A 24,937-nucleotide genomic window follows, 5' to 3' on the forward strand; every position below is an offset into this window, starting at 1 on the left:
CGGTGTGTTGACCTTTGTGCGGGGGTCGTACGGCCTCGCTCCGTACGGCCCCCGTACGCGGGCGGCGGCGCCGACGGCCACCGCCCGCGCGGGTCCTCCGGGGCCCGGCGGCGCTCAGGAGCGGCGACCCACTCCCCGCCGGCCCGGAGGACCACCGGCCCGCCGACGCCCCGTAGCCGGCGGCGGGCCGGAGACTGCGGCCCGGGTGTGCGTCAGGCGTTGACGCAGGTGTTGCCGAACGCGGGGTTGAGCAGCCCGATCACGCTGATCGAGTTCCCGCACGCGTTGACCGGGATGTGGATGGGGATCTGGATCAGGTTGCCCGAGCCGACCCCCGGGGAGTGGGCGGCGATGCCCTGGGCTCCGGCGTCGGCCGAGGCCGCCGAGGCCCCGCCCACGAGAAGGGCGCCCGAAGCGAGGGCGAGTGCGGCACTCTTGAGGACACGCGACACGAAGGATCTCCTTGCTGGGTGTGCGGCGGCGGACTTCGGGGCTCGGCCCCGTGACCCGCCGCGCGGCGGGTCCTGGATCGGACCCGCAGCCCTCCTTCGGCCCGGACCCCCGGCGCGGTTTGGTCCCGGGGCGCCGGTTCCCCCGAACGGATGCCTTTCGCCTGCATGCGAGCCAATCCGCGCGCGGGCCGGCTCCGAAGACAGGGTGAGACAGCAAGGACCCGGCGCGCACCGCGACCTCGGCGGACGGGGAACAGGTGCGCCTGCCACGAAGGATCGTTCATGCGATGGATGGACCGGCGAGAACCACTCGCGGCCGCGGTGTGCCCGCCCGGGCCCGGCCTTACCCGGGGGCCGCTCAGGTGAACCCCGAGAAGCAGCGCTTCCCCGGACCGGGCCCGGGCGGCGGCACCACACCCGGCACCGGACCCGGATCGGCCGCGGCCGAACTCGCGGAGCTGATGGCACGCGTCGCGCAGGGAGACCAGGACGCGTTCTCCGCGCTGTACGACGCCGTGGCCGGAACCGTCTTCGGCATCGCCGTCAAGGTGGTCCGCGACCGGGCGCAGTCGGAGGAGGTCGCCCAAGAGGTGATGATCGACGTGTGGCGCCAGGCCGCCCGCTACCGCCCCGACCAGGGGAGCGTCATGGCCTGGGTGGCCACGATCGCCCACCGCCGCGCGGTCGACCGGGTCCGCTCCGCCCAGGCCTCGGCCACCCGCGAGCACGACGTGGGCGTACGCGGCCAGGAACGGCCCTTCGACGAGGTGAGCGAGCAGGTGGAGACCCGGCTCGAACGCGACCAGGTCAAACGCTGCCTGCGCCGGCTGACCGAGCTCCAGCGCCAGGCCGTCACCCTCGCCTACTACCAGGGGCTGACCTACCGTGAGGTCGCCGAGACCCTCCAGACTCCTCTTCCCACGATCAAGACCCGGATGCGCGACGGACTGATCCGCCTGCGCGACTGCATGGGGGTGACCACGTGAAGCACGACGAAGAACTGCACACCCTCACCGCGGCCTACGTACTGGACGCGCTCGGCCCGGGTGAACAGGAGGCCTTCTCCCGGCACTTGACCCGCTGCGCGCCGTGCTCCGGGGACGTGGCGGAGTTCTCCGCCACGGCCGGCCGACTGGCCTCGGCCGTGGCCCTCGTGCCCCCGCCGCAGCTGAAGGCCGAGGTCCTCGCGCGCATCGAGACCGTCCGCCAGCTCCCCCCGAGGGTCGGCGTCCGCCGGGCGGCCGGCTTCCTGGACCGGCTCCCGCGCAGGGCCGGCGCCTTCGTCGTCGCCGCTTCCCTCATCGGGGCCGCCCTCTTCGGCGGCGCCGCGCTCCACGAGAGCGGGCAGGCGGACCGGGCCCGGCAGGAGGCCCGCCAGACCGAGGCGCGCAGCCAGGAGCTGCGGGCCGTGGTCACGGCCCCGGACGCCCGTACCGTCCACGGCCGCACCAGCGGCGGAGCCGCCGCGACGGTGATCACCTCCGCGGCCCGTGACCGGGCGGTGTTCCTCGCCGACCGGCTGCCGGCCGCCGGAGAGGGCCGCACGTACCAGCTCTGGCTCGCCGACGGCGACACGATGCACCCGGCCGGCTTCCTCGCCGGCGACGGCGCGGCCGTCCTGGACGGCGACCTCGGCAAGGCCACGGCGGTCGGCCTGACGCTGGAGCCCGCCGGGGGATCGGCGCAGCCGACGACCAGCCCCCTGCTCCTGCTCGCCCTGCCGGCGTAGGGCGTACGCCGCACCCGGGCGGGTGGCAGGGAGCGAAGGCTCCCGTCACCCGCTCGCCGGGGCCCCGGGCCGTCCGAGCCGCGTCGCCGCGTGGCCGCGTGGCCGCGTTGTGCGTTACGCCGACGCGGCCCGGCGCCTCCTGGAAACCAGTGCCGGAATCGTGCAGCGCCGTGGCAGCATCGACGGATGATCAATGCTGAGGACCTGGTCGGCAGGCACCTGCTGAAGGTGACGACGTCCTGGCACCACTACCAGGAGACCGAACCCACCCTCCTGCACATGTGGCTGCACATGGACGATCTCGGCCCCGTCCGGTTCCACACACCGGGCGACGGGCTGTCCATGGAGATCGACCAGCCCCACGGCCCCTACGGCATGGACGAATACGGCCACACCACGGTCGAGGACGACCTGCCCGACTTCCCCATGACCCGGTTCATCGGACAGCGGATCCTCTCCGTCCGGGAGATCCGCCACCAGCACGGCGCCTACGACTTCGCCATCGGCATCACCGTCGAATTTCCCGGGGGCACCATCCGCGTCCTGAACCTCGCGGACGAGATCGTCCTGGCCCATGACCGGCACCTCGGTCCGGTCGAGGCGCATCTCCACGAGGCGCCGACGCCCACGGGCCGGGACGCCTCGCCGTGAGCCGGCACGAAGAGAACGTCCGCGGGCCGTGGTGGGACTGGGGCTCTTGCTATAATCAATAAGTCGGCCTTCGGCGCCCCGGGTTTGTGGCGCGCGAAGGCTTTTTTCATGCCTTCTGACACATCTGCCTCCGGCACACCTCCGACCACCTACCGTGACCTGCTCCGCAACCGTGAATTCGTCGGCCTGTACGTCAGCTTCACACTGACGGTCGCCGCGAGCACCTTGTCGGGCTTCGCGCTCGGCACGCTGGTCAACCAGCAGACCAAGTCCCCGTTCCTGACCGCCGTGAGCATGTACGGCGCCACCTTCGCGACGGTACTCGGTGCGCTGACGCTGATGTCGGTCGCGGACGGAAGCCGTCCTCGCCGGACCCTCGTCGTGCTCCAGTGCGGCTCGCTCGTAGGTGTGGCCGCACAGGCGGTTCCAGGGCTGCCGCTCACCGCTCGGTTCGGTCTGCTCCTTGTACTGGGGTTCTTCCAGTCCCTGGGAACGGGCGCACGGATGGGGCTGCTCGCCGAGGTGGTGCCGATCTCCGCCTATGCACTGGCACGTTCGCTGATGAACATCGCCTCGGGAGGCATGGCCATCCTCGGCTACGCCATCGGCGCGGTACTGCTGCGGTACCTGAGCCCGCAGGAGGTCTTCGCCGTCGCGACAGCCTTGACCGGCGGTGGACTGGTCATGGTGGTGGTGACGGTCCGGGAGCGCTCGATCCGTCCGACCCGTCGCCCTGGACTGCGCCGGACCTGGACGACGAACACCGAGCTCTTCTCCCACTCCGGCCAACGCACGCTGCTGCTGAACCTGTGGGTCCCCAATGGCCTGATCGTCGGCTGCGAGGCCCTGTTCATCTCCTACGCCCCCCATCACGCCGGCGTCTTCCTCGCCGCCGGATCGGCAGGCATGCTCCTCGGAGACCTTGCGGTCGGGCGGCTGTTCACCTCCGAGCAGCGACGCCGCCACGCATTCGCCCTGCGACTGCTGCTCGCCGCCCCCTACCTGCTGTTCGCCGTCCACCCGCCCGTGCTGGTGGCGACCGCCGCGGTGTTCATCGCCAGTGCCGGCTTCGCCGCCACCCTGCCGCTCCAGGAGCAGCTTCTGGAGTTGACCCCTGATCCGGTCCGTGGCCAGGTCCAGGGAGTCGAGTCCGCCGGCCGGATGACGTGGCAAGGCATCGGAGCCGCGATCGCCGGCGGCATCGCCCAGCACGTCACTGCCGGCACGGCCATCACCTTTGTGGCCGCCGTCTCCATCGCCATCAGCGTCTTCTCCCGGCCCTACGTGGTCCGCGCCCGAGCCGTCCGCGCCCAGGCGGCCCACGCATAGAGTTCCCACGACGGTGCCGGCGGCGGGCGCGGCCAAACGCGCCCGCCGCGTCCTTCTCCTCGTGGACAGCGTCCGGGGCACGGAGGAGCGTGCGCCCGTCCCCGCTCAGCGGGCCGCCCCGGCACCCTTCCCCGCGACCGTGTTGCTCGTGACCGCGCCGTCGGCGCCGGCCAGGGTCACGACGTGCCTCACCCCGTCGGAGCCGAGGACCACGACGCGCCAGGCGCTCCCGCCGCCCTCCTGGGCGACCACGCGCAGGGCTTCGGCCTTGCCGCCGGGCACGGCGGCCTCCGCCTTCTCCAGGGCCTGGGCCGCCGGCAGGGCGGGCAGCGGTACGGGGGACCGGTCGCGCCCTTCCGCGACGAACCCCTCCTCGTCTTCGGGCGTTCCCGGCTTCACGAGGCCGTCCGGCGGGAAGACCCCGCGCTCGCCCTTCTGCCCCCGCAGGCCGGGCTTCCCGGGCTCGCCCGGCTTCCCGGGCTCGCCCGGCTTCCCGGGGCGCGCGGGAAGCGGAGCCGTCATCTCGCCGCCCCCCTCCCGCACGACGTCGAACCGGTCCCACATCCGCTCCGCGCGCGTGCGGCGGACGTCGTGGTCGTGGCCCGCCACCGCCGTCACCGCGGCCCCCGCGCCGGCGGACGCCACCACCACGAGCCCGAGTGCCACCCAGCGCCCCCGGCCCTCACGGGCGAACCGGGTGTAGCGGGCGATCCGGGCGCCGCGCCCCGCCGCCTTGCCGGCCGGGTCGCCGCCACCCTCGCTGCTGCCCTCGCCGCCGCCCTCGACGGGAACAGTGGCCGGGGGGTACTCGGGCGGCTGCGGACTGGACTGAGTCATCTGGATGCTCCTCGCGTTCTCCGGACGGCGTGCCCGGCTCGGCCGATCCTGCGAGCAGGATGCTGAAGCCCCGCTGAAGCGAGCTGAAGAACCCTTCAGCAAGCCGGCGGCGCGACCTGAGAACCTTGCCCCATGCGCGTACTGGTGGTCGAGGACGAGCGGCGGCTGGCCGCCGCCCTGCAACGTGGTCTGCGGGCCGAGGGCTTCACTGTGGACACGGCACACGACGGCCCGCAAGGCCTGTGGATGGCCGGGGAGCACGACTACGACGCCATCGTGCTCGACATCATGCTGCCGGGCCTCAACGGCTACCGGGTCTGCGCCCGGCTGCGCGCGGCCGGCTGCGAGTCCGGCATCCTCATGCTCACCGCCAAGGACGGCGAGTACGACGAGGCCGAGGCCCTGGACACCGGCGCCGACGACTTCCTCTCCAAGCCGTTCTCCTACGTGGTCCTCGTGGCCCGCCTGCGGGCCCTGATCCGGCGCACCGGCCGCCGCAGCCCGCAGGTCATGGAGTTCGGCGACCTCCTGGTCGACCCGGCCCGCCGGCGTTGCACGCGCGGCGGCGTCGAAGCCCGGCTGACCGCGCGCGAGTTCGCCGTCCTGGTGCACCTCGCACGCCGGGCGGGCGAGGTCGTACCCAAGCGCGACATCCTCGACCACGTCTGGGACGCCGCCTACGAAGGGGACCTCAACGTCGTCGAGGTCCACGTCAGCGCCCTGCGCCGGAAGATAGACGCGCCCTTCGGCCGGGCCGCGGTGGAAACCGTCCGGGGCGCCGGCTACCGGCTGGCGGCCGACGGTGGCTGAGCCCGACGAGTCCCACGACTCCCGCGAGCCCGACGACTCCCGCGAGCCCGACGGGCCCTACGACTTCCACGACCTCGACGAGGACCGCGGCCGCCCCCGCGCGGCGGCCCACCGCCCGCGCGAGCTCGCGTACCGGCTGCGCCGGGCCGCGTCCCGGCTCCGTCCGAGGTCCGTCCGCGCGCAGGCCACCCTCGGTGCCTCCGCCGTGGTGGCCCTGGCCCTCGCAGTGGCCTCCTTCGCCCTGCTCGGGGCCCTGGAGACCAACCTGACCAGGAGCGCCCAGGAGGACGCCGAACGGCAGGCCGCCAAGGTGGCCGCGCTGGCGTCCACCGGGCAGCTGGACCTCGTACCGCCCCCGGGCCGCGGGACCGGCTTCTTCCAGGTCGTCGACGCGCGGGGCCGCGTGCTCGCGGCCAGCCCCAACCTCAGCGGCCGCCCCGCCCTCGTCCCCGAACCACCCGTCGCACCCGGGACGGTCCGCGACACCTGGAAGGGCGGCCGGGTCCGCGAGGAACACCGCCAGCGCGTCGTGCAGGTCACCACCGTCACCGCGAAGGGCCTGGTCACCGTCTACGCCGGGACCTCGCTCCGGGACGCCGACACCGCCGACGCGACCATCATGGCGGTGCTGGCCGTCGTGGTCCCGCTGCTCGTCCTGGTCGTGGCCCTGATCACCTGGCGGGTCACCGGCTGGGCCCTGCGCCCCGTGGAGGCGATCCGCGCCGAGATGGCCGAGATCGGCGACCGCGAACTGCACCGCAGGGTGCCCGTTCCGCCCACCCGCGACGAGGTGGCCCGGCTCGCCGTCACCATGAACGCCACCCTGGACCGGCTGGAGGCCGCCGGCATCCGCCAGCGCCGCTTCATCGCGGACGCCTCGCACGAACTGCGCAGCCCCATTACGGTGCTCCGCACCCAGCTGGAGGTCGCGCAGGCCCACCCCGACCCCGAACTGTGGGGCGAACTGGTCAGCGGCGCGCTGGAGGACACCGTACGGCTCCAGGACCTGGCGGCCGACCTTCTCCTGCTGGCCCGCCTCGACACTTCGGAGCCGCCGCCGGCCGCCGCCGTCGACCTCACGGAAGTGGTCCGCGAAGCGGCCCGTACGCGCAGGGGCGCCCGCGTCCCCGTGCACGCCGACATCGCACCGGGGATCGCGGTCCGCGGCAGCACGATCTGGCTGTCGCGGCTCGTCACCAACCTGCTGGACAACGCGGACCGCCACGCCGAGCAGCAGGTCACCCTCATCCTGCGCACGGACGAGTCCCGGGGCGAGGCCGTCCTGGAGGTCACCGACGACGGATCGGGCATCGTACCCGCCGACCGCGAGCGGGTCTTCGAACGCTTCACCCGGCTCGACGACGCCCGCGCCCGCGACGAGGGCGGCACCGGTCTGGGCCTGGCCATCGCCCGCGACATCGCCCTGCGCCTCGGTGGCACCCTCGCCGTCCGGGACTCCCCGAAGGGGGCCCGCCTGGTCGCCACGCTCCCGCTGGGCCCCTGACTCAGCACACCGGCCGGCGCCCCGCGTCCCGCGCGGCCTCCTCCTCCGCCGCGACGGGCGCGGGCAGCCCCGGCACCGGCTCCGGCGGGGGCACCAGCAGGCCCGTGCTGCCCGGGGGGTCGAAGAGCGGGGCGGGCTTGACGGTGACCCGGCCCGTGGAGACGGCCTCCAGGGTGCCGAGGGCCGACACGTACGCCGGGAAGCTGTCCGTGTCCCGCCGGTGGCGGGCCGGCTCCCGGTAGTCGCCGAGGGCCGGGTAGCCGTCCTGCCCGGTGAGCGTGTACGAGGTGGTCACGATCCGGTACGAGGCCTCCGGCCGCAGCGGGACCCCGTCGACGAACACGTCGTCCGGCGCCACCCGGTCCCCGACGGGCCCCGATGCGTCGAAGGAGTAGCGGACGTTGTCCGACACCGCGAGCGGTGCGTACGTCAGCACGCCGGAGACGTCCAGCGCCCACTGCTGCTCCAGGGCTTCGTGGAGCCGGCGCCCGCTCACCTCGGCACTGACCAGGGGGCATCCGTAGCCGACGGCCCGCCAGGCGCGCTCGAAGCCGACCGGGTCGTCCAGGGCGGGACCGGCGAGCAGATCGGTGTTGATCACGCTGCGGCCCATGCGCGGGGCGACCGCGATGAGCGCCAGGTCCGCGCCGGACCGGGCGGGCCGGGGACTGGTGTCGAAGGAGTCGGGCGCCTGTCGGGCGGCCCACAGTGCCCAGTCGGCGACGAGGTTGCCCATGGTGGATTCCCCGGCCGGGGAGAGCCGGCGGCTGAAGGAGGCGCGCTGGCGTCCGATGGCTCCCGCCCCGCGCCGCCGCGCGTAGCCGGCCCAGTGGTCGACGACCTCCCCCAGCACCGGATCGGGGTCCACGTCGCGGGTGTTGGGGTGGTTGACGGAGCTGGTGAGCGCGCGGACGACCGTACCGGTGTCCGCGTCGAGCCGCAGGGTGATCTCGCCGATGATCTGGCCGTGGCAGCCGGCCTCGACGAAGGGCCGCGGCCGTCCGTCGGGCCCCGGGAGCATCATGTTGAAGGCGCAGTGCCAATGCCCGGTGACGATCGCGTCGATGTCCGGCGACACGCGCAGCGCCAGCTCATAGGCCGGACCGCTGGGTTCGCTGCCGGAATCGAAGTCGCTGCCCGCCACCGCCCCGTCGTGCATGCTCAGCACGATGGCGCCCACCCCGAGCGCCTTGAGCCGGGCCGCGCAGAGGTCGGCGGAGGCGAGCTGGCCGAGGGTGGTCAGGCCGGGCTGGAAGGAGTTCCCGAACCCCTCGGTGCCGTCGACCGTCAGGTGGATGAACCCGATCGGCAGCCGCCGCCCGCCCGGCGCGTCCACCCACTCGATGTTGTACGGGGGGAGCACGGTCTCCCCGCTCGCCGCGGACACGGCGTTGGCGCTGTAGTAGCGGAAGTCGGCGCCGTGGAAGGGGGCGCCACTGGAGTCGGGGAAGGTGTTGGTCAGTCCCGCCCCGTCGTAGGGGACGCCTTCCTCCATGTGCCGGCGCAGGAAGCCGGGCGTGCGGTCGAACTCGTGGTTCCCGGCGGTCGCGAAGTCCAGGCCGAGCCGGTTCAGTGCCTCGATGGTCGGCTCGTCGGCGAGGGTGAAGGCGGGGAACTCCCAGCCGGAGAAGAGGTCGCCCGGGGCGAAGAAGAAGGAGTTGGCCCGGCCGGCCCGCAACCGGGCCAGATGGGTGGCCATGTAGGCGACCCCGCCCACCGCGTACGTACGGCCGCCCGCGCCGGTGATGAGCGCGTCCCGGTCCGGGGGAGCGGACAGGTACCCGTGCAGGTCGGTGATGTGCAGCAGCTGTACGTCCACGTACCCGGCCGCGCTCGCGGAGTCGTGCGCCGCGCCGGTGGCGGCCGAGGCGGTACCGGTGAGCGCCTTGACCCCGACGCCCCCGGCGACCCCCGCGGCCCGGGCCAGGAAATGGCGCCGCCCGAACTCTTCCACCAGCGTCCCCGATCCCACGGGCGGGCCAACTCCTGCCCGCACGGCAGCAGTCTGTGCCTGACCGGTGAGCGTCCATGGCAAGGCGTCCCGTCACCGGGGCGAAATTCCGGGAAACTTCACCCTGTCGACGAACGGCCCGCCTGCGGCGGCTGCGAAGCGGCGTACCGGGCCAGGAAGAGGTCGACTCCCGAGGTGACGACGCGAGTCAGCTCCGCCAGGTCCGTCCCGGTGCCGGGTGCGAAGGTGTCCACCAGTTGCGGGAGGCCGGTGGTGGTGGCGACGAGCTGTCGGACGGCGAGTTCGGGGTCGGGGACGGCGAGCCTTCCGCGTCGGGCGAGTTCGGCGCAGGCCTCGACGAGGGGCTTGTCGTACCCGTCGTACGTGACCCGGAACCAGAGCCGGCCGAGCTGCGGGAAACGCTCGCCCTCGCCGATCACCAGGCGGCGCAGCCGCATGATGTCGGGGCGCAGCAGGAGCGCGGCCCGGTCCCGGGAGAGGGCGATGAGCGCGGCGCGCAGATCGGCGGCTTCCGTGAGGGCGGAGCCGTCGGGTTCGAGGCCGGCGCAGGCCTGGCGCACCATGCCGCCGATGACGGCGAGGAACAGCCGCTCCTTGGTGCCGAAGTGCTTGTAGACCGTCGCCTTGGAGACCCCGGAACGGCTGGTGATCGCGTCCATGGAGGCGCCCGCGTACCCCTCGGCGAGGAACTCCGCGGCGGCCGCGTCGGTGATCGCCCGTCGCTTGCGCCGGACCGCCTCGGAGGAAGCGGGGACGGCGGGGAGGACCGGGATGCCGAATGCGTCGGTGGCGTTCGCCGTCTCGGCTTCCATGGGGGAGTCCTTCGTACCTGCGGGGGAGGGCGTGGGGCGGCGGCGATGGCGCTGCGTGCCGGGGCCAGTGTAGGAACTGAACCGTTCGGTACGCACAGCCTGCCCGGCTCCGGCTCCGGCTCCGCCCCGCCCCGGCGCGCGTCAGCCCTGCGCCGCGCCGCCCTTCATCTCGACCTCGGCCGAGCCTGCCTCGGCGGCGGCGGCGTCGTCGGAGGCCTTCGCGAGCGTCGCGACCAGTGTCTCCGCCGAGTCCGCCGCCTTCTTCTGACGTTCCCCCGGGTGCCCCGGGAAACTCGCGGGCGCCCGTCCGAGCAGCCTGTATATCCTGCCCGGCATGCTGCGACTCGAACGCCTGCGGGCCGATCACGAGGTTGCCCTGCTGGCCTTCGAGCGGGACAACCGGGCGTACTTCGCCCGTTCCGTACCGGACCGCGGGGACGCGTACTTCGCGGAGTTCGCCGCCCGCCACCGCGCGCTGCTCGCGGAACAGGACACGGGCGCGTGCCGGTTCCACCTCGTGCTGGACGCCGCCGGAGAGCTGATCGGGCGCGTCAACCTGGTGGACCTCGCGGACGGCGCCGCCGACCTCGGCTACCGGATCGGCGAACGGGCGGCGGGCCGCGGCGCGGCCACCGCCGCCGTCCGGGAGGTCTGCCGGCTCGCCGCCACGGAGTACGGGCTCGGCGTCCTCACCGCGTCGGCGGCCCTGGACAACGCGGCCTCGGCGGCGGTGCTCCGGCGGACCGGATTCACGGTCGTGGGGGAGACCGTCCTGGACGGCAGTCCCGGGCTGACCTACCGGCGCGAGCTGACCGCCGAGGGCTGACCGCCGGCAGCTCCGCCCGGGGCTGCCGGCGGTCCTGGTGCGTACGGGTGACGGTCCGACAGCGACGCATCACCCCATCGGTGGCCCCGGCGCGCGCGCACGGCGTTGATCACCGAGTGTGTTGATCACTGGCAGCGGGTGCGCTGCCCGTCGGCCCCCGCACTGAGGAGTCCCCGGCCCCCATGGCTGTCGCCGTCGTCCTTTCCTTCTTGTGCGCCGCCGTCATCGCGAAGGGCGCCGCACAGCTCGCCCGTTGCGCGGCACGCCGCCGCAGGCCGCCGGACGTGGGTCCCGCCGCCGTTGCCGCCGCGGGAGCGGCCTGCTCCTTCTTCGTCCCCACCCAGGCGTTCCCGATGGCGAGTTCCCCCCCGGGACCCGGCCGTCGTCGCGCGCAAGGGCAACCACCCCGAAGCCGCCCGCGACCCGGTCACCGGCACTCTCCTCGGCCTGCTCCCCGCCGGCCCCGCGGTCGCGCACGAAGCCCCGTACGAACCGGATGCCGCGCGGCCGGACCGTACGCCGCCCCCGAGCGGGTGCGCGGCGAGGTCAGCGCGGAGCAGCCGTGGCTCGTCGACGACGCCGCGGTCACCGATGCCACGCGTGTGCCCCGCGTCGCCCCGCTGATCAAGCCCGCCGCCGCAGTGCCCGCCGCGCCGCCGCGCTGAACACGGCCGTCCTCCTGTATTCGATTCCCCCTCCCCGCCCCCCACCGCCACTTGGAGCAAGCCGATGGCCCTCGCCCCGTCGCCGCCCCCGGGCTGCCCCCACACCGGACCCGCCCGCAGGACCGTGGTCCAGGCGGCGGCCCTCGCCGCCGCCGGAGTCGCCACGGGCCTCGCGCCCACGGCCCGGGCCGCCGAAGCCCCGGCCGGCCCGGCGGCCGGCCCGGCCGCCGAGCCCGCGCGCGGGGACACCGAGCCCGCGCCCCTCCCGCTGCGCACCGACCGCAACTCCCAGGGCGACATCCTCGCCGGGTTCCGCAAGGACCACGCCTGCTTCCTCTTCCTCCACTTCCGCGACGCGGACAAGGCCCGGCACTGGCTGACCGGCCTGCTGCCCTCGATCTCCACCACCGAGGAAGTGGCCCGCTTCAACCGGGCCTTCAGCAGGGCCCGCCGACGCAGCGGCGGCATCGACCCCGACTCCATGGCCACCCGGTGGACCGGCCTGAGCCTGACGTATCCGGGGCTGCTCCTGTTCGCGGGCAAGGAGCCCTTCCCCGCGGCGCCGGCCGGCTCCAGCGCCGAGGCCTTCACCCAGGGCTCCGCCGCCCGCGCGCAGCAGATCGGCGACACCGGAACCAGCGCCCCGCAGTCCTGGCTGTTCGGCTCGCAGGAGCCCGGCCGCGAGGTGCACGCCGTCCTCACGCTCGCCGCCGACCAGCCCGAACGCCTCGCCACCGCCGTCGCCGAACACCGCGCGGGCGCGGCCAAGGCCGACGCGACGGTCCTGTTCCGCCAGGACGGGGCCACCCTCCCCGGCGAGCTCCGCGGGCACGAGCACTTCGGCTTCCTCGACTGCATCAGCCAGCCCGGTGTACGGGGCTTCGACGAGCCCGACCCGGCCGACGCCTCCTGTGTGCTCGGCAAGCCCGGAACCCGGCTGATCCCCGCCGGCGAGTTCGTCGTGGGCGCCGAGCGGGTGGGCAAGCGCCCCACGGGCCTGCCCGCCTGGGCCACCGGCGGCGCCTTCCAGGTGGTACGCCGCCTCGCGCAGGACGTGCCCGGCTGGTGGACCCAGGTCGCCCTGCGCCTCGCCGACCTCCAGCGCGCCGGCGCCGCGCCCGCCGACGCCGGCCGGGAATGGCTCGGAGCCCGCCTGATGGGCCGCTGGCCGGGCGGCATGCCGGTCGCGCTGTGCCCGGCCGCGGAGGAACTGCCCGTGCCGGGCAAGCACCCCGACGCCGGACTCGACTACAGCCAGGACCCGCAGGGCTGGCGGATGCCGCTGTTCGCGCACATCCGCAAGGGGAACCCGCGCGGCGGCCTGATCCTCACCCCGGGCCGTCCCCCCGTGGCCCAGGCGGAGCTCGACGCGCGGCGCCTGATGCGGCGCGGAATCCCGTACGGCTCCGTCTACAAGCCCGACTCGGGCGGTGAGCACGGCCCGGAGGCCTCGCGCGGGCTGGTCTTCGTCTGCCACCAGTCGGACCTGGTGGGGCAGTTCGAGCTCGTGATGCGCAAGTGGGTGAACGATCCCGACTTCCCGGCCGGCCGCAACCCGCGCACCGGCTGCGACCCGGTGCTCGGCCCCGATTCGCCCATCGCCTTCGAGACCCCCTCGGCGGACGGCACCGGCAGCCGGGCCAACACCCTCCACTTCGGTCGGTTCGTGCGCACCGAGGGCTCCGTGTACGCCTTCAGCCCCTCCCTGCCCGTCCTGCGGGCCCTGGCCGGGGGAGAACTCGACGATTCCATCGAGTTCCACACCGGCTCCGTCCTGCGCCCCGGCGAGACCCTCGACGCGGGAACGGTCCGGCTCTCACTCGACAGCACCGGCGACCTCGCCCTGCTCGATTCCGACGGCCGTCGTACGTGGCACACCGACACCGCGGGCTCCGGCCACGACGCCGTCCTCACCCAGGACGGCGAACTGCTCGTCCGCAAGGCCGACGGCAGCCGGGCCTGGTCGAGCGGAACCACGGGCCACCCCGGCGCGCGCCTGCTGCTGCGCCCCACCGGAGAACTGGTGATCCTGGCGGGGGAGAAGGTTCTGTGGAAGGCCTCCTCCTCGTAGGGTGATCGCATGGCGATCACGGCACCAGTCACAGGCGACACCCGGCTGATCTACGGCTGCATGGCTCTCGGCGGGAGCTGGGAGCCCGGCCCGTACCAGGCCGAGGACATCGACGCGGCCGAGGCGGCGATCGAGGCCGCCCTCGACAGCGGCATCACGATGTTCGACCACGCGGACATCTACCGGCACGGAAAGGCGGAAGCCGTCTTCGGCGAGGTGCTCGCCCGCACCCCCGGCCTGCGCGAGCGCATCACGCTGCAGACCAAGTGCGGCATCCGGCTCGCCGAAGGCGACCGCCCCGGCATCTACGACCTGCGCGGCGCGAGCATCGTCCGCCGCGTGGAGGAGAGCCTCACCCGGCTGCGCACCGACGTCATCGACGTCCTGCTCCTGCACCGGCCCGACCCCCTGGCCGACCCGGCGGACACCGCCGAGGCGCTCACCTCGCTGCACCGCCAGGGCCTCGTACGGCAGTTCGGCGTCTCCAACATGAACGCCGCGCAGTGCGCCGCCCTGCAAAAACACCTCGATGTCCCGCTCGTCGCCAACCAGCTGGAAATGAGCCTGCAGCGGCGGGACTGGCTGGAGGACGGGGTCCTCGTGAACACCCCGGCCGCGGCCGCCGTCGGCTTCCCGGCCGGCACCGTCGAGTACTGCACGGCCAACGGAGTCCGCCTCCAGGCCTACGGGGCGCTGGCCCAAGGCCGCTTCACCGGGCGGGAGTCGAGCGTCGGGGAGCACGCGACCGCCGAGCACCTGCGCGCCCTGGCCAAGGCCAAGGACACGACACCGGAGACGATCCTGCTGTGGTGGCTGCAACGCCACCCGGCCCGGATCGCCCCGGTCATCGGCACCGGCCGCCCCGAACGCATCCGGGCCTGCCGCGACGCCGCGCTGCGCGCCCCGGACCTCGGCCACGAGGAGTGGTACTCCCTGTGGCTCACGGCCCGGGGCGGGCCGCTTCCCTAGCCCTGCCCGGTCGGCGGGCCTAGCCGGGCGATCCGACCGCGCACACCAGGATCGGGGTGGCGCGGCGCGGGTCTAGGGCGTTGCGGACCAGGTGCCAGACGTTGAGGTCGTAGGCCTCGCCGATGTGGCCCACCGGGTCGAAGGGGCAGAAGTCCTGCACGTACTGGTTCTTGACCCCCGGTTCGCGGACGAACGCGGTCTCGGTCGGGGTCACCAGCTCGTCGTAGCGCGAGGTGATGATGGTGTAGGCGATCCCGGGCTGGGCCACCGGACCGTTGTTCAGCGCCAGGATCGCGGGACCGCCGGGCACCTCGTCGGCGAGGACCGGGATGCCGATGGTGGTCACGATCTTCTCCATGGTCGCCCGACCGATCAGCTTGTCGCCCAGGTCCAGCAGCCCGGCGGCGTTCGTGCCGTGGGTCGGGGGAGCGATGGCCACGACCGCCTTGATGTGGGGCTGGATGCCCTGCATCTTGGCGAGGTAGAGGGCCTGGAGCCCGCCCTCGGAGTGGCCGACGACCGAGACCTTGTCCGCGCCGGTCGCGCCGCGCACCTTCTCCACGTACTCCTTGATCTCCAGGTTGGACACGGCCACCGGCTTGAGGCCTCCGACCAGCGGGAAGCCGTCGTAGGCGCCGTAGGTCAGGGCGAAGGTGCAGTAGCCGCGGGCGGCGAGGTCGAGCTGGAGGAAGTTGAGGTCCTCGTACCAGGTGGCGAAGGTGCCGTGGAGCAGGACCACGGGCTCGGGGTGCGCGGCGCTCGGCCGGCAGGAGAAGTCGTTGACCCCGCCTCCCGTGGCGCCCTCGGTGGCGGCGTGCGCCGGGAAGGCGGCGCCGAGCATGAGGGCCAGCGGGAGAGCGGCTCTGGCGAGCAGGGTGCGGGTGCGCGACGCACGGGTACGGGGGGCCATACGACATCTCCTGACGGGGGGCGTGCACTGGTCGGACTGCACAGAATGCTCCGGCGCACGGCCGGTGTCCCCTGGCGGTACGCGCAGAATGCTTCCTCCCGCGTTTGTGCACGGTGACAATGCGGGGATGGACGACGCGGGCGGGACGGCGGGCGCGGCATCGGACGCGGCATCGGGCATGGCACCGGACGGGGTGCCGGACCGGGCGCCGGACCGGGCGGCTGGTGGGGAGTCCGGAGCCGCTCCGGGGCTCGCCGCCGCGCTGCTGCCCCGGATACCGGAGATGGCGGCCGAGACCGTCGCCCGGCTGACCGCCGACATCCCCGCCTACCGGCTGCTGCCCGACAGCGTCCTGGGCGGAGACCTCGTCGCGAACACCGAAGCCGTGCTGAAGCTGTTCTTCACCACCGTCGCCGAAGGGCGGGCGCCCACCGAGGCCGAGCTGGCCGCCCCCGTCGCCTGGGGCGCCGAACGGGCCCGGGACGGGGTCCCCCTGGAGGCGGTGCTACGGGTCTACCCGCTCGGCGCCCGCCGGGCCTGGGAGCTCGCCGTGGCCGGCCCCGACCCCGTCGCCGACCCGTACGCCCTGGTCACGGGCCTACTGGCGTTCCTCGGCGAGGTCATGCCCAAGGTCGCCGAGGCCTACCTGCGCGAACAGGCCGACCTCGACTGGGAGCAGCGCGAACACGGCCGCAACCTCGCCGGAGTCCTGCTCGCCGGCCGCCCGGCACGCCGCGCGGCCGAACGGTACGGACGCACCCTCGCCGAACGCTACGAGGTCGTGGTCCTGCGGCTCCCCGAGGCACCCGACGGTGCGACGCACCGCATCCTGCGCGCCCTGCGCTCCGAACTGGACGGCAACCCCGAGGTGCTGGCCACCTTCAAGGGCGAAGGCGGCGTCCTCCTGGTCCCCTTCGGCCCGGACGGGACGGACGGCGCGACCCGGCGGCTGCTCGCCCGCCTCGACACCGCCGCCGAACTGCGGTGCACGGCCGCGGCCGCCGTCGCCGAGGACCACGCGGCGATCCCGCGGGCCCAGGCGGAGGCCTCCGAAGTGCTTACCCTGGCCGAGGACTTGGGACGACCGCCGGGCCTCTACCGACTGGCCGACCTTGCCGTCGAGTACCAGCTCGTGCAGCCCGGCCCCGCCCGCGACGCCCTGGCCCGGGTCCTGGCGCCGCTCGACGACCAGCCCCATCTGATCGCCACACTGCGGGAGTTCATCGCGGCCGGCTACCGGCGCGCCGAGGCCGCCGAAGCCCTCACCGTCCACCGCAACACCCTGACCTACCGCCTGGGCCGCATCCGGCTGCTGACCGGCCACGACGCCACCGACCCCACCGGCGCCCGCCACCTCGCGGCCGCCCTCACGGCGTACGGCGCGGCCCGCCGCAGCGGCCCCTAGTCGGACGTCCCAGTCCTTCACCCGGTCCTTCAGAGGACCGGCGGCCGCCCGGCGGCCGTCAGCCGCGCCACGGTGCGCCAGCGCATGGGCCGCCGCAGCTGGTCGTGCCGGGCCGCCCACCCTTCGCGCAGCCCCTGGAACGAGTCCCGCAGTCCGCCGCCCCGCAGTCCGCGCAGGGCGGTGACGGCCGTCCAGATGCCGAGGTACGCCGGGATGAGGGGCGCGGGGAGGTTGCGGTAGGCGAGCCAGACGCGGTTGCGGGCGGCCAGCCGGTGGAAGAGCGCGTGCCGGGTGGGGCTGGTGACCGGGTGGTGCATCCGGACCTCCGCCGCGTACCAGCCGGTGCCGCCCTGCTCCCAGAGCCGGTACGCGAGGTCGATGCCCTCGTGGTACAGGAAGAAGTCGGGCCAGCCCCCGACCGCGTCGAAGGCGTCCCGGCGGACCATGACCACGCCCTCGGTCATGGTGGCGATGGTGCCGGGCCGCCCCGGATCGCCGGCGCGCAGCCGGGGCACCCAACGGCGCGGCGTCGTGGTGTCGTCGGGCCCGGTCAGCCGCGGCTGGACGTACGCGGCCTCCGGGCGCCGGCGGGCTTCGGCCACCAGCCGGGACAGGACGTCGGGCCGGGGGAAGGAGGCGTCGTTGTCGAGGAAGAAGAGGAACTCGCTGCCCGTGTCCCGCAGGGCGAGCGCGCCGCGGTTGCGGCCCTCGGGGATGCCGAGGTTCTCCGGGAGGGCGACGACGGCGGCACCGTCCACCGCGAGCCCGGGGACGCACCCGTTGCCGACGACGACGATGCGCAGGTCGACGTCCTGCTGCGCGAGGAGCGTCCGGACGGCCGCGGCCTCCTCGTCGGGACGGTCGTTCATCGTCAGCAGGACGACGTCGATCCCGGTCGCGGCGGGGGAGGGGACGCTGGGAGAGGAGGAGGCGGGCACGGACCGGATGTTATCGGAGCCGCCGCGCCCGCCCCCTCGGGGAAGTCGCCGGGACGGCTCAGGTGAGGGGCAGGAGCCGGGACGGTCCGTGCGCCGACGCGGGCGCGGGCGCGGAGGCGGGCGACGCGAGCGGTGCGTCGGTGGCGCCGCCCAGCGCGCTGCCGGCCAGCCAGGCGTCCCAGCCGAGGTTCCAGTCCCCGAACCCGTTGGCGAACGGGGCCATCGGCTCACCGCCGCTGTTCACCACCGACACCACGTCGCCCTCGCGCACCGTGTCGAAGAACCAGGCCGCGTCGGCCGTGCTCATGCCCGTGCAGCCGTGACTGACGTTCTCCTCGCCCTGCGCGTCGACCGACCAGGGCGCGGCGTGCACGTACTCCCCGCTCCACGTCACCCGGGTCGCGTAGAAGACGGGCAGGTCGTAGAACTCGCTCGTGCCGCGCTTGATGCCCACGCTGTCCCCGCGCATCCGTACCTTGCGCTCCTTGCCGAGCACGACCTTGATGCCGGTGCGGGTCAAGAAGCCCGCCTTGCCGGTGGTCACCGGGATGGTCCGGAGGGTCCTGCCGTTGCGCCGTACGGTCATCTCGTGCGCGGCGGCGTCGGTGAGCGCCTCGATCCGGTCCCCGATGGTGAACCGCAGGGATTCCGAGGGGCCGCCGTACTGCCGTTCCCCCACCGCGACCCCGTCGAGCCCGCTGACCACGTGCACCACGGCGTGGGCGGGCCAGTAGGTACGGGGCCGGTAGTGCAGGGTCGACTCGTCGACCCAGTGCCAGGCCCCCTCGACCGCCGGTTCCGAGGTGACCTGCAAGGCTCGCTCCAGGCGGGCGCGCGCGGCCGGGTCGGTGGCGGGGACGGGGTGGCTCAGGGAGGCCGTCACGATCTGCCCCGCCCCGTACGTGCCGGGCCGGGGCCCGAACTCGGCCGTGAGCCGGTCCTCCTGCGCCGCGGGCGCGGTCCGGAACGCCATGGTCACGCCGACCGGGGTGCCGGCCACGTCCTGGGCGCCGACCCGAACGGTGTAGGTCTCACCGGCCCGCAACGGCTCGGTGTTGGCCCAGTGGTGCCCGCGGGCGCCCAGTGCGCCGGCCACGTGCCGGCCGTGCCCGTCGTGGACGGTGACATTGGTGAGGAGGCCGGGTCCGGCGAGGGTGATCTCCAGGGGGCCGGCCGCGTCGGTGGGCAGGAGGACCGTGTGCGCCGCCGCCCGGGACGCGCCGCGGGACGAGGGGTCGCGCACCACGGAACCGGCTCCGCTGGAGGTGGCCCGGACCACCTGCTGCTCCAGTCCGCTGCACAGTCCGGCCCGGAAGGAGTCCATCGCGCACCGCCGGCCCCCGTCGTCCAGCACCCGGCCGACCAGCAGCTCGACGGAGCCGGCGTGCTGGCCGCCGGGCGGCCGCCCGTCACCGGACCGTGACGCCGACTGCGGCGCGGCGGCGACGACGAAGACCACCCCGGCCACCGCCCCGGCCACGCTCCACGTCCTGCTCCGTCGCCGGAGTCCTCCACGGTGTGTCGATGACAGCATGCGCGTCACGCAGCCCTCCCAGATCGCCTTCGGCCGGATGGCAGCATCAAAACGATTTCCGGGCAGCCTGATGATCATGAACTCGGCCCGTGGGGCCGAATGGGCACCGAAGAGGGCTCGTACGGAGTAGAGGAGGGGCGCTCTGGGTGCCTCAGGTCGTGACGTCGGCGAAGGCCGTGACATTGGCGACGAACGCGGCGAGGTTCGCGACCGTCCGCTGGATCTTCTCCTCCAGCGTCAGCGACTCGTGGAGCCGTGCGCCCGGGCCCGCGTCCTTCTTGCCCCGTACGTAGAGCGAGCAGGCGAGGTCGCCGCAGATGTAGGCACCCACGGAGTTCCCCTGCTGCCCGGCCTTGCCCGCCTTCGGCGCGACCATCAGCGAGACGCCCCCGGTGTGGGTGGTCAGGCACAGCGAGCACATGCTGCGCCGCGCCTGGGAGGGGGCGGCGGCGGACGTGCGCAGCGCGAGCGCGACCGGGCGGCCGTCCAGCTCGGTGGCGAGGTAGGCGCGCTCGGGGGCCTTGGGGTCCCACCAGCCGAGGAAGTCCAGGTCGTCCCAGGGCCGTTCGGCCAGATCACGGGGTACGGACAGGCGCTTGGCTTCGCCCTTGGTGCAGTTCACGAAGGCACTGCGGATCTCTTGCTCGGTCAACGGCTTCATGAGTGGCAGGCTAATTTCCCTAAAGCCTTTAGGCAAATGCATAATGGCTGTCGCCAGCTAGGAGGCACATGATGGTTCGAGTGGGACTCACCGCGGAGCGGCTGACCCGGGCGGGTGCGGAGCTCGCCGACGAGGTCGGCTTCGAGCAGGTGACTGTCTCGGCACTCGCCCGGCGGTTCGACGTCAAGGTCGCGAGCCTCTACTCGCACCTGAAGAACTCGCAGGACCTCAAGACCCGGATCGCCCTGTTCGCGCTGGAGGAACTGGCCGACCGGGTCGCGGCCGCCCTCGCCGGGCGGGCCGGCAAGGACGCCCTCGCCGCTTTCGCGGACGCCTACCGGGACTACGCCCGCCAGCACCCCGGCCGCTACGACGCCGCCCGGCTCCGGCTCGACCCCGAGACGGCGGCCGCCAGTGCGGGCGTCCGGCACGCCCAGATGACGCGGGCGATCCTGCGCGGCTACGACCTGACGGAGCCGGACCAGACGCACGCGGTCCGGATGCTCGGCAGCGTCTTCCACGGCTACGTCAGCCTGGAGCTGGGCGGCGGCTTCAGCCACACCGCGGTGGACCCGCAGGAGTCCTGGGACTGGATCGTGGACTCGCTCGACGCGATGCTGCGCGGGCCCGTGACCCCGTGACCCCGTGATCCCGCACCCCCGCACCCCCGCATCCCTGTAATTCCGTAACCCCGATCATCACGAGGCTGAGGCGATGACAACCGACCACGACTGGATCACCACGCCCGTCACCGAGGGCCTCCTGCGCGGCGCCCTCGACGTGGAACGCACCGCGTACGGCCTGCTGCCCCACCGGCTGCCCGCCCGGCTGCGCCCGCAGATCCCCGACGAGCAACTGGCCACGGCCGAGGTCCGCCCGTCCGGCGTGCGCCTGGTCTTCCGTACCCGGGCCACCGTGATCGAACTGGACGCCCTGCCCACCAAGAGGGCCTACCGCGGCTTCCCGGCCTCGCCGGACGGCGCGTACGACCTCGTGATCGACGGCGTGCTCACGGCCCGGGCCGCGGTCCCCGGGGGCAGGGTCCGCACCCTCGACCTGGCCACCCAGGCCGTGGAACTCGAAGAAGGTCCCCCCGGTACCGCCCGCTTCGCGGATCTGCCCGCACGGGACAAGGACGTGGAGATCTGGCTCCCGCACACCGAGATCACCGAGCTGATCGCCCTGCGCACCGACGCCCCCGTCACGCCGGCGCCGGAGAGCGGGCGCAGGGTGTGGCTGCACCACGGCAGCTCCATCAGCCACGGCTCGAACGCGGAGCGTCCGACCGGCACCTGGCCGGCCCTGGCCGCGGCGCAGGGGGCGGTGGACCTGGTCAACATGGGATTCTCCGGCAGCGCCCTGCTGGACCCCTTCACCGCCCGCGCGATGCGCGACACCCCCGCCGACCTGATCAGCGTCAAGATCGGCATCAACATCGTCAACCTGGACGTGATGCGGCTGCGCGCCTTCGCCCCCGCGGTCCACGGCTTCCTCGACACCCTCCGCGAGGGCCATCCGACCACGCCGCTCCTGGTCGTATCGCCCCTCCTGTGCCCGATCCAGGAGGACACCCCCGGCCCCCTCACCACCGACTTCAGCACCGGAACCCTGAGGTTCAAGGCCCTGGGCGACCCCGCCGAACGGGCCGCCGGACGCTTGACCCTCAACGTCATCCGCGAAGCGCTGGCCGGGATCGTCGCGCAGCGGGCGGCCGGTGACCCGCACCTGCACTACCTCGACGGCCGCGACCTCTACGGCGCCAAGGACCACGCGGAGCTGCCGTTGCCGGACGACCTGCACCCCGACCCTGCGGGCCACGTGCGCATCGCCGGGAACTTCGCCCGCCACGCCTTCGCCGCCGGGGGCCCCTTCGCGGCCGCCACGGTCTGAAAGAGCTGTCTCGCCCGGCGGGGCGGCCCTCTCCGGGCGCCCCGCCGGACTCGCCGCCGAACCGCCCGCGCGCCACAATGACGGCACGCCCGTCCGGTGTCCAGGAGCTTCACCGGCCCGCCATTTTGCATGAACATGCATCATCGCGCATACTCATCCCATGTCAAAGGTTCTCACCTCCCTGCCCACCGGCGAGCGCGTCGGTATCGCCTTCTCCGGCGGCCTCGACACCTCCGTCGCCGTCGCCTGGATGCGCGACAAGGGTGCCGTCCCCTGCACCTACACCGCCGACATCGGCCAGTACGACGAGCCCGACATCGCGTCGGTGCCCACGCGTGCCACGGCGTACGGCGCCGAGATCGCGCGCCTGGTCGACTGCCGTGCGGCGCTCGTGGAGGAGGGCCTGGCGGCTCTCGCCTGCGGTGCGTTCCACATCCGCTCCGGCGGCCGCGCCTACTTCAACACGACGCCGCTGGGCCGCGCCGTGACCGGCACCCTGCTGGTCCGCGCGATGCTCGAGGACAACGTGCAGATCTGGGGCGACGGGTCGACCTTCAAGGGCAATGACATCGAGCGGTTCTACCGCTACGGCCTGCTCGCCAACCCGCACCTGCGCATCTACAAGCCGTGGCTCGACGCCGACTTCGTCACCGAGCTCGGTGGCCGCAAGGAGATGTCGGAGTGGCTGCTCGCCCATGAGCTGCCCTACCGCGACAGCACCGAGAAGGCCTACTCCACCGACGCCAACATCTGGGGTGCCACCCACGAGGCGAAGACCCTGGAGCACCTCGACACCGGTGTCGAGACCGTGGAACCGATCATGGGCGTCCGTTTCTGGGACCCCTCGGTCGAGATCGCCACCGAGGACGTGACCATCGGCTTCGAGCAGGGCCGCCCCGTCACGATCAACGGCAAGGAGTTCGCCTCCGCCGTCGACCTGGTCATGGAGGCGAACGCCATCGGCGGCCGCCACGGCCTGGGCATGTCGGACCAGATCGAGAACCGGATCATCGAGGCGAAGAGCCGCGGCATCTACGAGGCTCCGGGCATGGCCCTGCTGCACGCCGCGTACGAGCGCCTCGTCAACGCGATCCACAACGAGGACACCGTCGCCCAGTACCACAACGAGGGCCGGCGCCTCGGCCGCCTCATGTACGAGGGCCGCTGGCTGGACCCGCAGGCGCTGATGATCCGCGAGTCCCTGCAGCGCTGGGTGGGTACGGCGATCACCGGCGAGGTGACCCTGCGACTGCGGCGCGGCGAGGACTACTCGATCCTGAACACCACGGGCCCGGCGTTCAGCTACCACCCGGACAAGCTCTCCATGGAGCGCACCGAGGACTCGGCGTTCGGCCCGGTGGACCGCATCGGCCAGCTCACCATGCGCAACCTCGACATCGCCGACTCCCGCGCGAAGCTGGAGCAGTACGCGGGCCTCGGCATCGTCGGTACGACCCACCCGGCCCTGATCGGCGCCGTCGAGGCGCCGGGATCCGGCCTGATCGGTGCCATGCCCGAGGGCGGCGCCGAGGCCATCGCCTCCCGCGGTGAGGTCTCCGGCGACGACGAGCTGCTGGACCGCGCCGCGATGGAGTTCGGCACCGACTAGTCGCTGCCGGCGGCAGGATGCGGAGCGCCGCCCGTGGTCCCCGGAGGGACCGCGGGCGGCGTTCTCTTTTGACCGGGACGCAGGTCGGGCCGCCGATCGGAATGCCGTCGGGACGCCGGTCAGGAGGCCGTGGTCATCCACGGGGCGACCGCGCCACCGCGGACCCGGCGCACCTCACCCTCGGCGTCCAGGAGCCGGAGATCGCGGTGGACGGTCATCGCGCTCACGTCCAGTTCGCGGACGAGCCGTTCGAGGGAGACGTACCCCTCACGGCACGCGGCCTCGACGATGTGGCGCTGCCGGGAAGCGGCGGTCAGCTTGCCCGTCGCCAGACTGATCCGGCGCGCGTGACCCCTCGTGGTCGTCTCCCCGGAGTCGGCGTCCCGTCGGCTGCTCATCCCGTGCGCTTCTCTCCGTCTGCTGATGGACCAGATGTAGACCAAAACTAGACCATCGCGCAGGCGTGGAACTCGGTCAAAGGTCCCGTGATGACGGGCCTGCGGAACGAATCGGCCCACACGGGACTCATCCTTCTGGTCCATTCCTGGTACGGAAATGGACGGGCCGAGGTGAATACTGGAGGGGTGAATCAGCCCCTCGACCTGCGGCCCGTTCTCCGGGACGGGTCGCGGCCCGTCCACGTGCAGGCGCGCGACGCGATCGCCGATGCCCTCGCCGCCGCCGCTCTCGCGCCCGGCACGCGCCTCCCCTCCGAGCGTCACCTCTGCGAGCGCCTCGGCGTCAGCCGGGTCACGCTCCGCAAGGCGCTGCACGCGCTACAGGGGGAGGGCCGGGTCGGGTCGGCGGAACGGGCGGGCTGGCACGTCGCCGGCGGGGTCGGGCCCGCCCCGGCCTTCGAGCACACCGCGGGGATGACCGGCGGGCTCAAGGCGTACGGCCGCGGGCTCGGGTTCGCCCCGACCGCGCGCGTGCTCGCGGCCACGCTGCGCCCGGCGGACTTCGAGGAGGCGGAGACCCTCCAGGTGCTGCCCGGGGCGCGGATCCTGGAGCTGGATCGGGTACGGCTCTTCGACGACGCGGTCATGTGCCACTCCGTCACCCTCGTACCGGCCGAGCGCGCCCCGGGCATCGGCGACGCCGACTACACCACCGCTTCGCTGTACACCGAGCTCACCGCGCGCGGCATCGTGCCCACCCGCGCGAGCTACGCCGTCCACTCCGCCCTCGTCCCGCCGGGCGAGGCCCCCCTGCTCGACCTGCCCGAGGGTTCTCCCGTACTGCACATCGAGCAGCTCACCTACGACCAGCACGGCCGCCCCTGCGAGTCCAACCGTGTCGTCTACCGCGCCGACCGCTACCGCTTCCACACCGTCCTGACGGTCGTTCCCGGACGGGACTGAGC

General features: G+C 73.6%; 24 protein-coding genes. 14 read left to right on the forward strand and 10 right to left on the reverse strand.

Features of this window, described 5'->3' with window-relative positions:
• Window positions 1-212 precede the first annotated feature (212 nt).
• The gene (locus tag OG276_RS36430) at window positions 213-452 is read right to left on the reverse strand and encodes a chaplin (protein WP_266912190.1); all 240 of its coding nucleotides are present in this window, start codon (window positions 450-452) and stop codon (window positions 213-215) included.
• A 461-nt stretch (window positions 453-913) separates the two neighbouring features.
• On the opposite strand from OG276_RS36430, the gene sigK reads away from it, so the two are divergent.
• The 4 genes from sigK to OG276_RS36450 all read left to right on the forward strand — a co-directional run bounded on the left by sigK (window position 914) and on the right by OG276_RS36450 (window position 4,161).
• Window positions 914-1,438, forward strand: a complete 525-nt coding sequence (gene sigK / locus OG276_RS36435) for an ECF RNA polymerase sigma factor SigK (protein ID WP_243333252.1) — start codon at window positions 914-916, stop codon at window positions 1,436-1,438.
• Window positions 1,435-2,181, forward strand: a complete 747-nt coding sequence (locus OG276_RS36440; RefSeq protein ID WP_266912192.1) for an anti-sigma factor — start codon at window positions 1,435-1,437, stop codon at window positions 2,179-2,181. Before sigK ends, OG276_RS36440 begins: the two co-directional genes overlap by 4 nt.
• 186 nt (window positions 2,182-2,367) lie before the next feature.
• Window positions 2,368-2,832, forward strand: a complete 465-nt coding sequence (locus tag OG276_RS36445) for a hypothetical protein (RefSeq protein ID WP_266912194.1) — start codon at window positions 2,368-2,370, stop codon at window positions 2,830-2,832.
• Window positions 2,833-2,940: 108 nt separating this feature from the next.
• The gene (locus OG276_RS36450; protein ID WP_266912196.1) at window positions 2,941-4,161 is read left to right on the forward strand and encodes an MFS transporter; all 1,221 of its coding nucleotides are present in this window, start codon (window positions 2,941-2,943) and stop codon (window positions 4,159-4,161) included.
• Window positions 4,162-4,266: 105 nt separating this feature from the next.
• Here OG276_RS36450 and OG276_RS36455 read toward each other — a convergent pair whose 3' ends face one another.
• Window positions 4,267-4,998 carry a PepSY domain-containing protein gene (locus OG276_RS36455; RefSeq protein WP_266912198.1) on the reverse strand — a complete coding sequence of 244 codons (732 nt, stop codon included), beginning with the start codon at window positions 4,996-4,998 and terminating at the stop codon, window positions 4,267-4,269.
• 132 nt (window positions 4,999-5,130) lie between these two features.
• On the opposite strand from OG276_RS36455, the gene OG276_RS36460 reads away from it, so the two are divergent.
• Together OG276_RS36460 and OG276_RS36465 are read left to right on the forward strand one after the other, a co-directional pair.
• Window positions 5,131-5,808, forward strand: coding sequence for a response regulator transcription factor (locus OG276_RS36460; protein WP_266912200.1), 678 nt, complete (start codon window positions 5,131-5,133; stop codon window positions 5,806-5,808).
• A 136-nt stretch (window positions 5,809-5,944) separates the two neighbouring features.
• Window positions 5,945-7,312 (forward strand): cell wall metabolism sensor histidine kinase WalK, encoded by a 1,368-nt coding sequence (locus OG276_RS36465; RefSeq protein WP_266913424.1) that lies wholly within the window; start codon window positions 5,945-5,947, stop codon window positions 7,310-7,312.
• 1 nt (window position 7,313) lies between these two features.
• Here OG276_RS36465 and OG276_RS36470 read toward each other — a convergent pair whose 3' ends face one another.
• The 3 genes from OG276_RS36470 to OG276_RS36480 form a co-directional block, all read right to left on the reverse strand.
• Window positions 7,314-9,284, reverse strand: coding sequence for a bifunctional metallophosphatase/5'-nucleotidase (locus OG276_RS36470; protein WP_323182398.1), 1,971 nt, complete (start codon window positions 9,282-9,284; stop codon window positions 7,314-7,316).
• Between the two features lie 98 nt (window positions 9,285-9,382).
• Window positions 9,383-10,096 carry a TetR/AcrR family transcriptional regulator gene (locus tag OG276_RS36475; RefSeq protein ID WP_266912202.1) on the reverse strand — a complete coding sequence of 238 codons (714 nt, stop codon included), beginning with the start codon at window positions 10,094-10,096 and terminating at the stop codon, window positions 9,383-9,385.
• A 141-nt stretch (window positions 10,097-10,237) separates the two neighbouring features.
• Window positions 10,238-10,432 (reverse strand): hypothetical protein, encoded by a 195-nt coding sequence (locus OG276_RS36480; RefSeq protein WP_266912204.1) that lies wholly within the window; start codon window positions 10,430-10,432, stop codon window positions 10,238-10,240.
• Between OG276_RS36480 and OG276_RS36485 the strand changes: the two genes are divergently transcribed.
• From OG276_RS36485 to OG276_RS36495, 3 genes are all read left to right on the forward strand, one after another.
• Window positions 10,431-10,922: a GNAT family N-acetyltransferase gene (locus OG276_RS36485; protein WP_266912206.1), complete on the forward strand. Its 492-nt coding sequence runs from the start codon at window positions 10,431-10,433 to the stop codon at window positions 10,920-10,922. The genes OG276_RS36480 and OG276_RS36485 overlap by 2 nt on opposite strands.
• Window positions 10,923-11,651: 729 nt before the next feature.
• Complete coding sequence (locus OG276_RS36490; RefSeq protein ID WP_266912208.1) at window positions 11,652-13,658, forward strand: peroxidase; 2,007 nt, start codon at window positions 11,652-11,654, stop codon at window positions 13,656-13,658.
• A gap of 9 nt (window positions 13,659-13,667) precedes the next feature.
• Window positions 13,668-14,627, forward strand: coding sequence for an aldo/keto reductase family oxidoreductase (locus OG276_RS36495; RefSeq protein ID WP_266912210.1), 960 nt, complete (start codon window positions 13,668-13,670; stop codon window positions 14,625-14,627).
• A 19-nt stretch (window positions 14,628-14,646) separates the two neighbouring features.
• Here OG276_RS36495 and OG276_RS36500 read toward each other — a convergent pair whose 3' ends face one another.
• A complete protein-coding gene (locus OG276_RS36500) occupies window positions 14,647-15,537 on the reverse strand; it encodes a triacylglycerol lipase (RefSeq protein WP_266912212.1) in 891 nt (296 codons plus the stop codon).
• A gap of 127 nt (window positions 15,538-15,664) precedes the next feature.
• Between OG276_RS36500 and OG276_RS36505 the strand changes: the two genes are divergently transcribed.
• Entirely contained in the window at window positions 15,665-16,942 is a 1,278-nt protein-coding gene (locus tag OG276_RS36505; protein WP_266912214.1) for a CdaR family transcriptional regulator, read from the forward strand.
• Window positions 16,943-16,971: 29 nt separating this feature from the next.
• Here OG276_RS36505 and OG276_RS36510 read toward each other — a convergent pair whose 3' ends face one another.
• The 3 genes from OG276_RS36510 to OG276_RS36520 all read right to left on the reverse strand — a co-directional run bounded on the left by OG276_RS36510 (window position 16,972) and on the right by OG276_RS36520 (window position 20,075).
• Entirely contained in the window at window positions 16,972-17,880 is a 909-nt protein-coding gene (locus tag OG276_RS36510) for a glycosyltransferase family 2 protein (RefSeq protein WP_323182399.1), read from the reverse strand.
• Window positions 17,881-17,938: 58 nt separating this feature from the next.
• Window positions 17,939-19,360 carry an Ig-like domain-containing protein gene (locus tag OG276_RS36515; RefSeq protein ID WP_266912216.1) on the reverse strand — a complete coding sequence of 474 codons (1,422 nt, stop codon included), beginning with the start codon at window positions 19,358-19,360 and terminating at the stop codon, window positions 17,939-17,941.
• Window positions 19,361-19,565: 205 nt separating this feature from the next.
• Complete coding sequence (locus OG276_RS36520; RefSeq protein ID WP_266912218.1) at window positions 19,566-20,075, reverse strand: FBP domain-containing protein; 510 nt, start codon at window positions 20,073-20,075, stop codon at window positions 19,566-19,568.
• A 71-nt stretch (window positions 20,076-20,146) separates the two neighbouring features.
• Here OG276_RS36520 and OG276_RS36525 point away from each other — a divergent pair, with 71 nt between their 5' ends.
• The 3 genes from OG276_RS36525 to argG all read left to right on the forward strand — a co-directional run bounded on the left by OG276_RS36525 (window position 20,147) and on the right by argG (window position 23,574).
• On the forward strand, window positions 20,147-20,716 hold the full coding sequence (locus OG276_RS36525; RefSeq protein ID WP_266913430.1) for a TetR/AcrR family transcriptional regulator: 570 nt from the start codon (window positions 20,147-20,149) through the stop codon (window positions 20,714-20,716).
• A gap of 73 nt (window positions 20,717-20,789) precedes the next feature.
• Window positions 20,790-21,965 (forward strand): GDSL-type esterase/lipase family protein, encoded by a 1,176-nt coding sequence (locus OG276_RS36530; RefSeq protein ID WP_266912220.1) that lies wholly within the window; start codon window positions 20,790-20,792, stop codon window positions 21,963-21,965.
• 160 nt (window positions 21,966-22,125) lie between these two features.
• A complete protein-coding gene (gene argG / locus OG276_RS36535; protein WP_266912222.1) occupies window positions 22,126-23,574 on the forward strand; it encodes an argininosuccinate synthase in 1,449 nt (482 codons plus the stop codon).
• A gap of 119 nt (window positions 23,575-23,693) precedes the next feature.
• Here the strand turns inward: argG and OG276_RS36540 are convergent, their stop codons facing one another.
• Complete coding sequence (locus tag OG276_RS36540; protein WP_266912224.1) at window positions 23,694-23,972, reverse strand: DeoR family transcriptional regulator; 279 nt, start codon at window positions 23,970-23,972, stop codon at window positions 23,694-23,696.
• 186 nt (window positions 23,973-24,158) lie between these two features.
• Between OG276_RS36540 and OG276_RS36545 the strand changes: the two genes are divergently transcribed.
• The gene (locus OG276_RS36545; RefSeq protein WP_266912226.1) at window positions 24,159-24,935 is read left to right on the forward strand and encodes a GntR family transcriptional regulator; all 777 of its coding nucleotides are present in this window, start codon (window positions 24,159-24,161) and stop codon (window positions 24,933-24,935) included.
• The last annotated feature ends 2 nt before the right edge of the window (window positions 24,936-24,937 follow it).

Origin of the sequence: Streptomyces sp. NBC_00086, from assembly GCF_026343255.1 — a bacterium.
Lineage (GTDB): Bacteria > Actinomycetota > Actinomycetes > Streptomycetales > Streptomycetaceae > Streptomyces.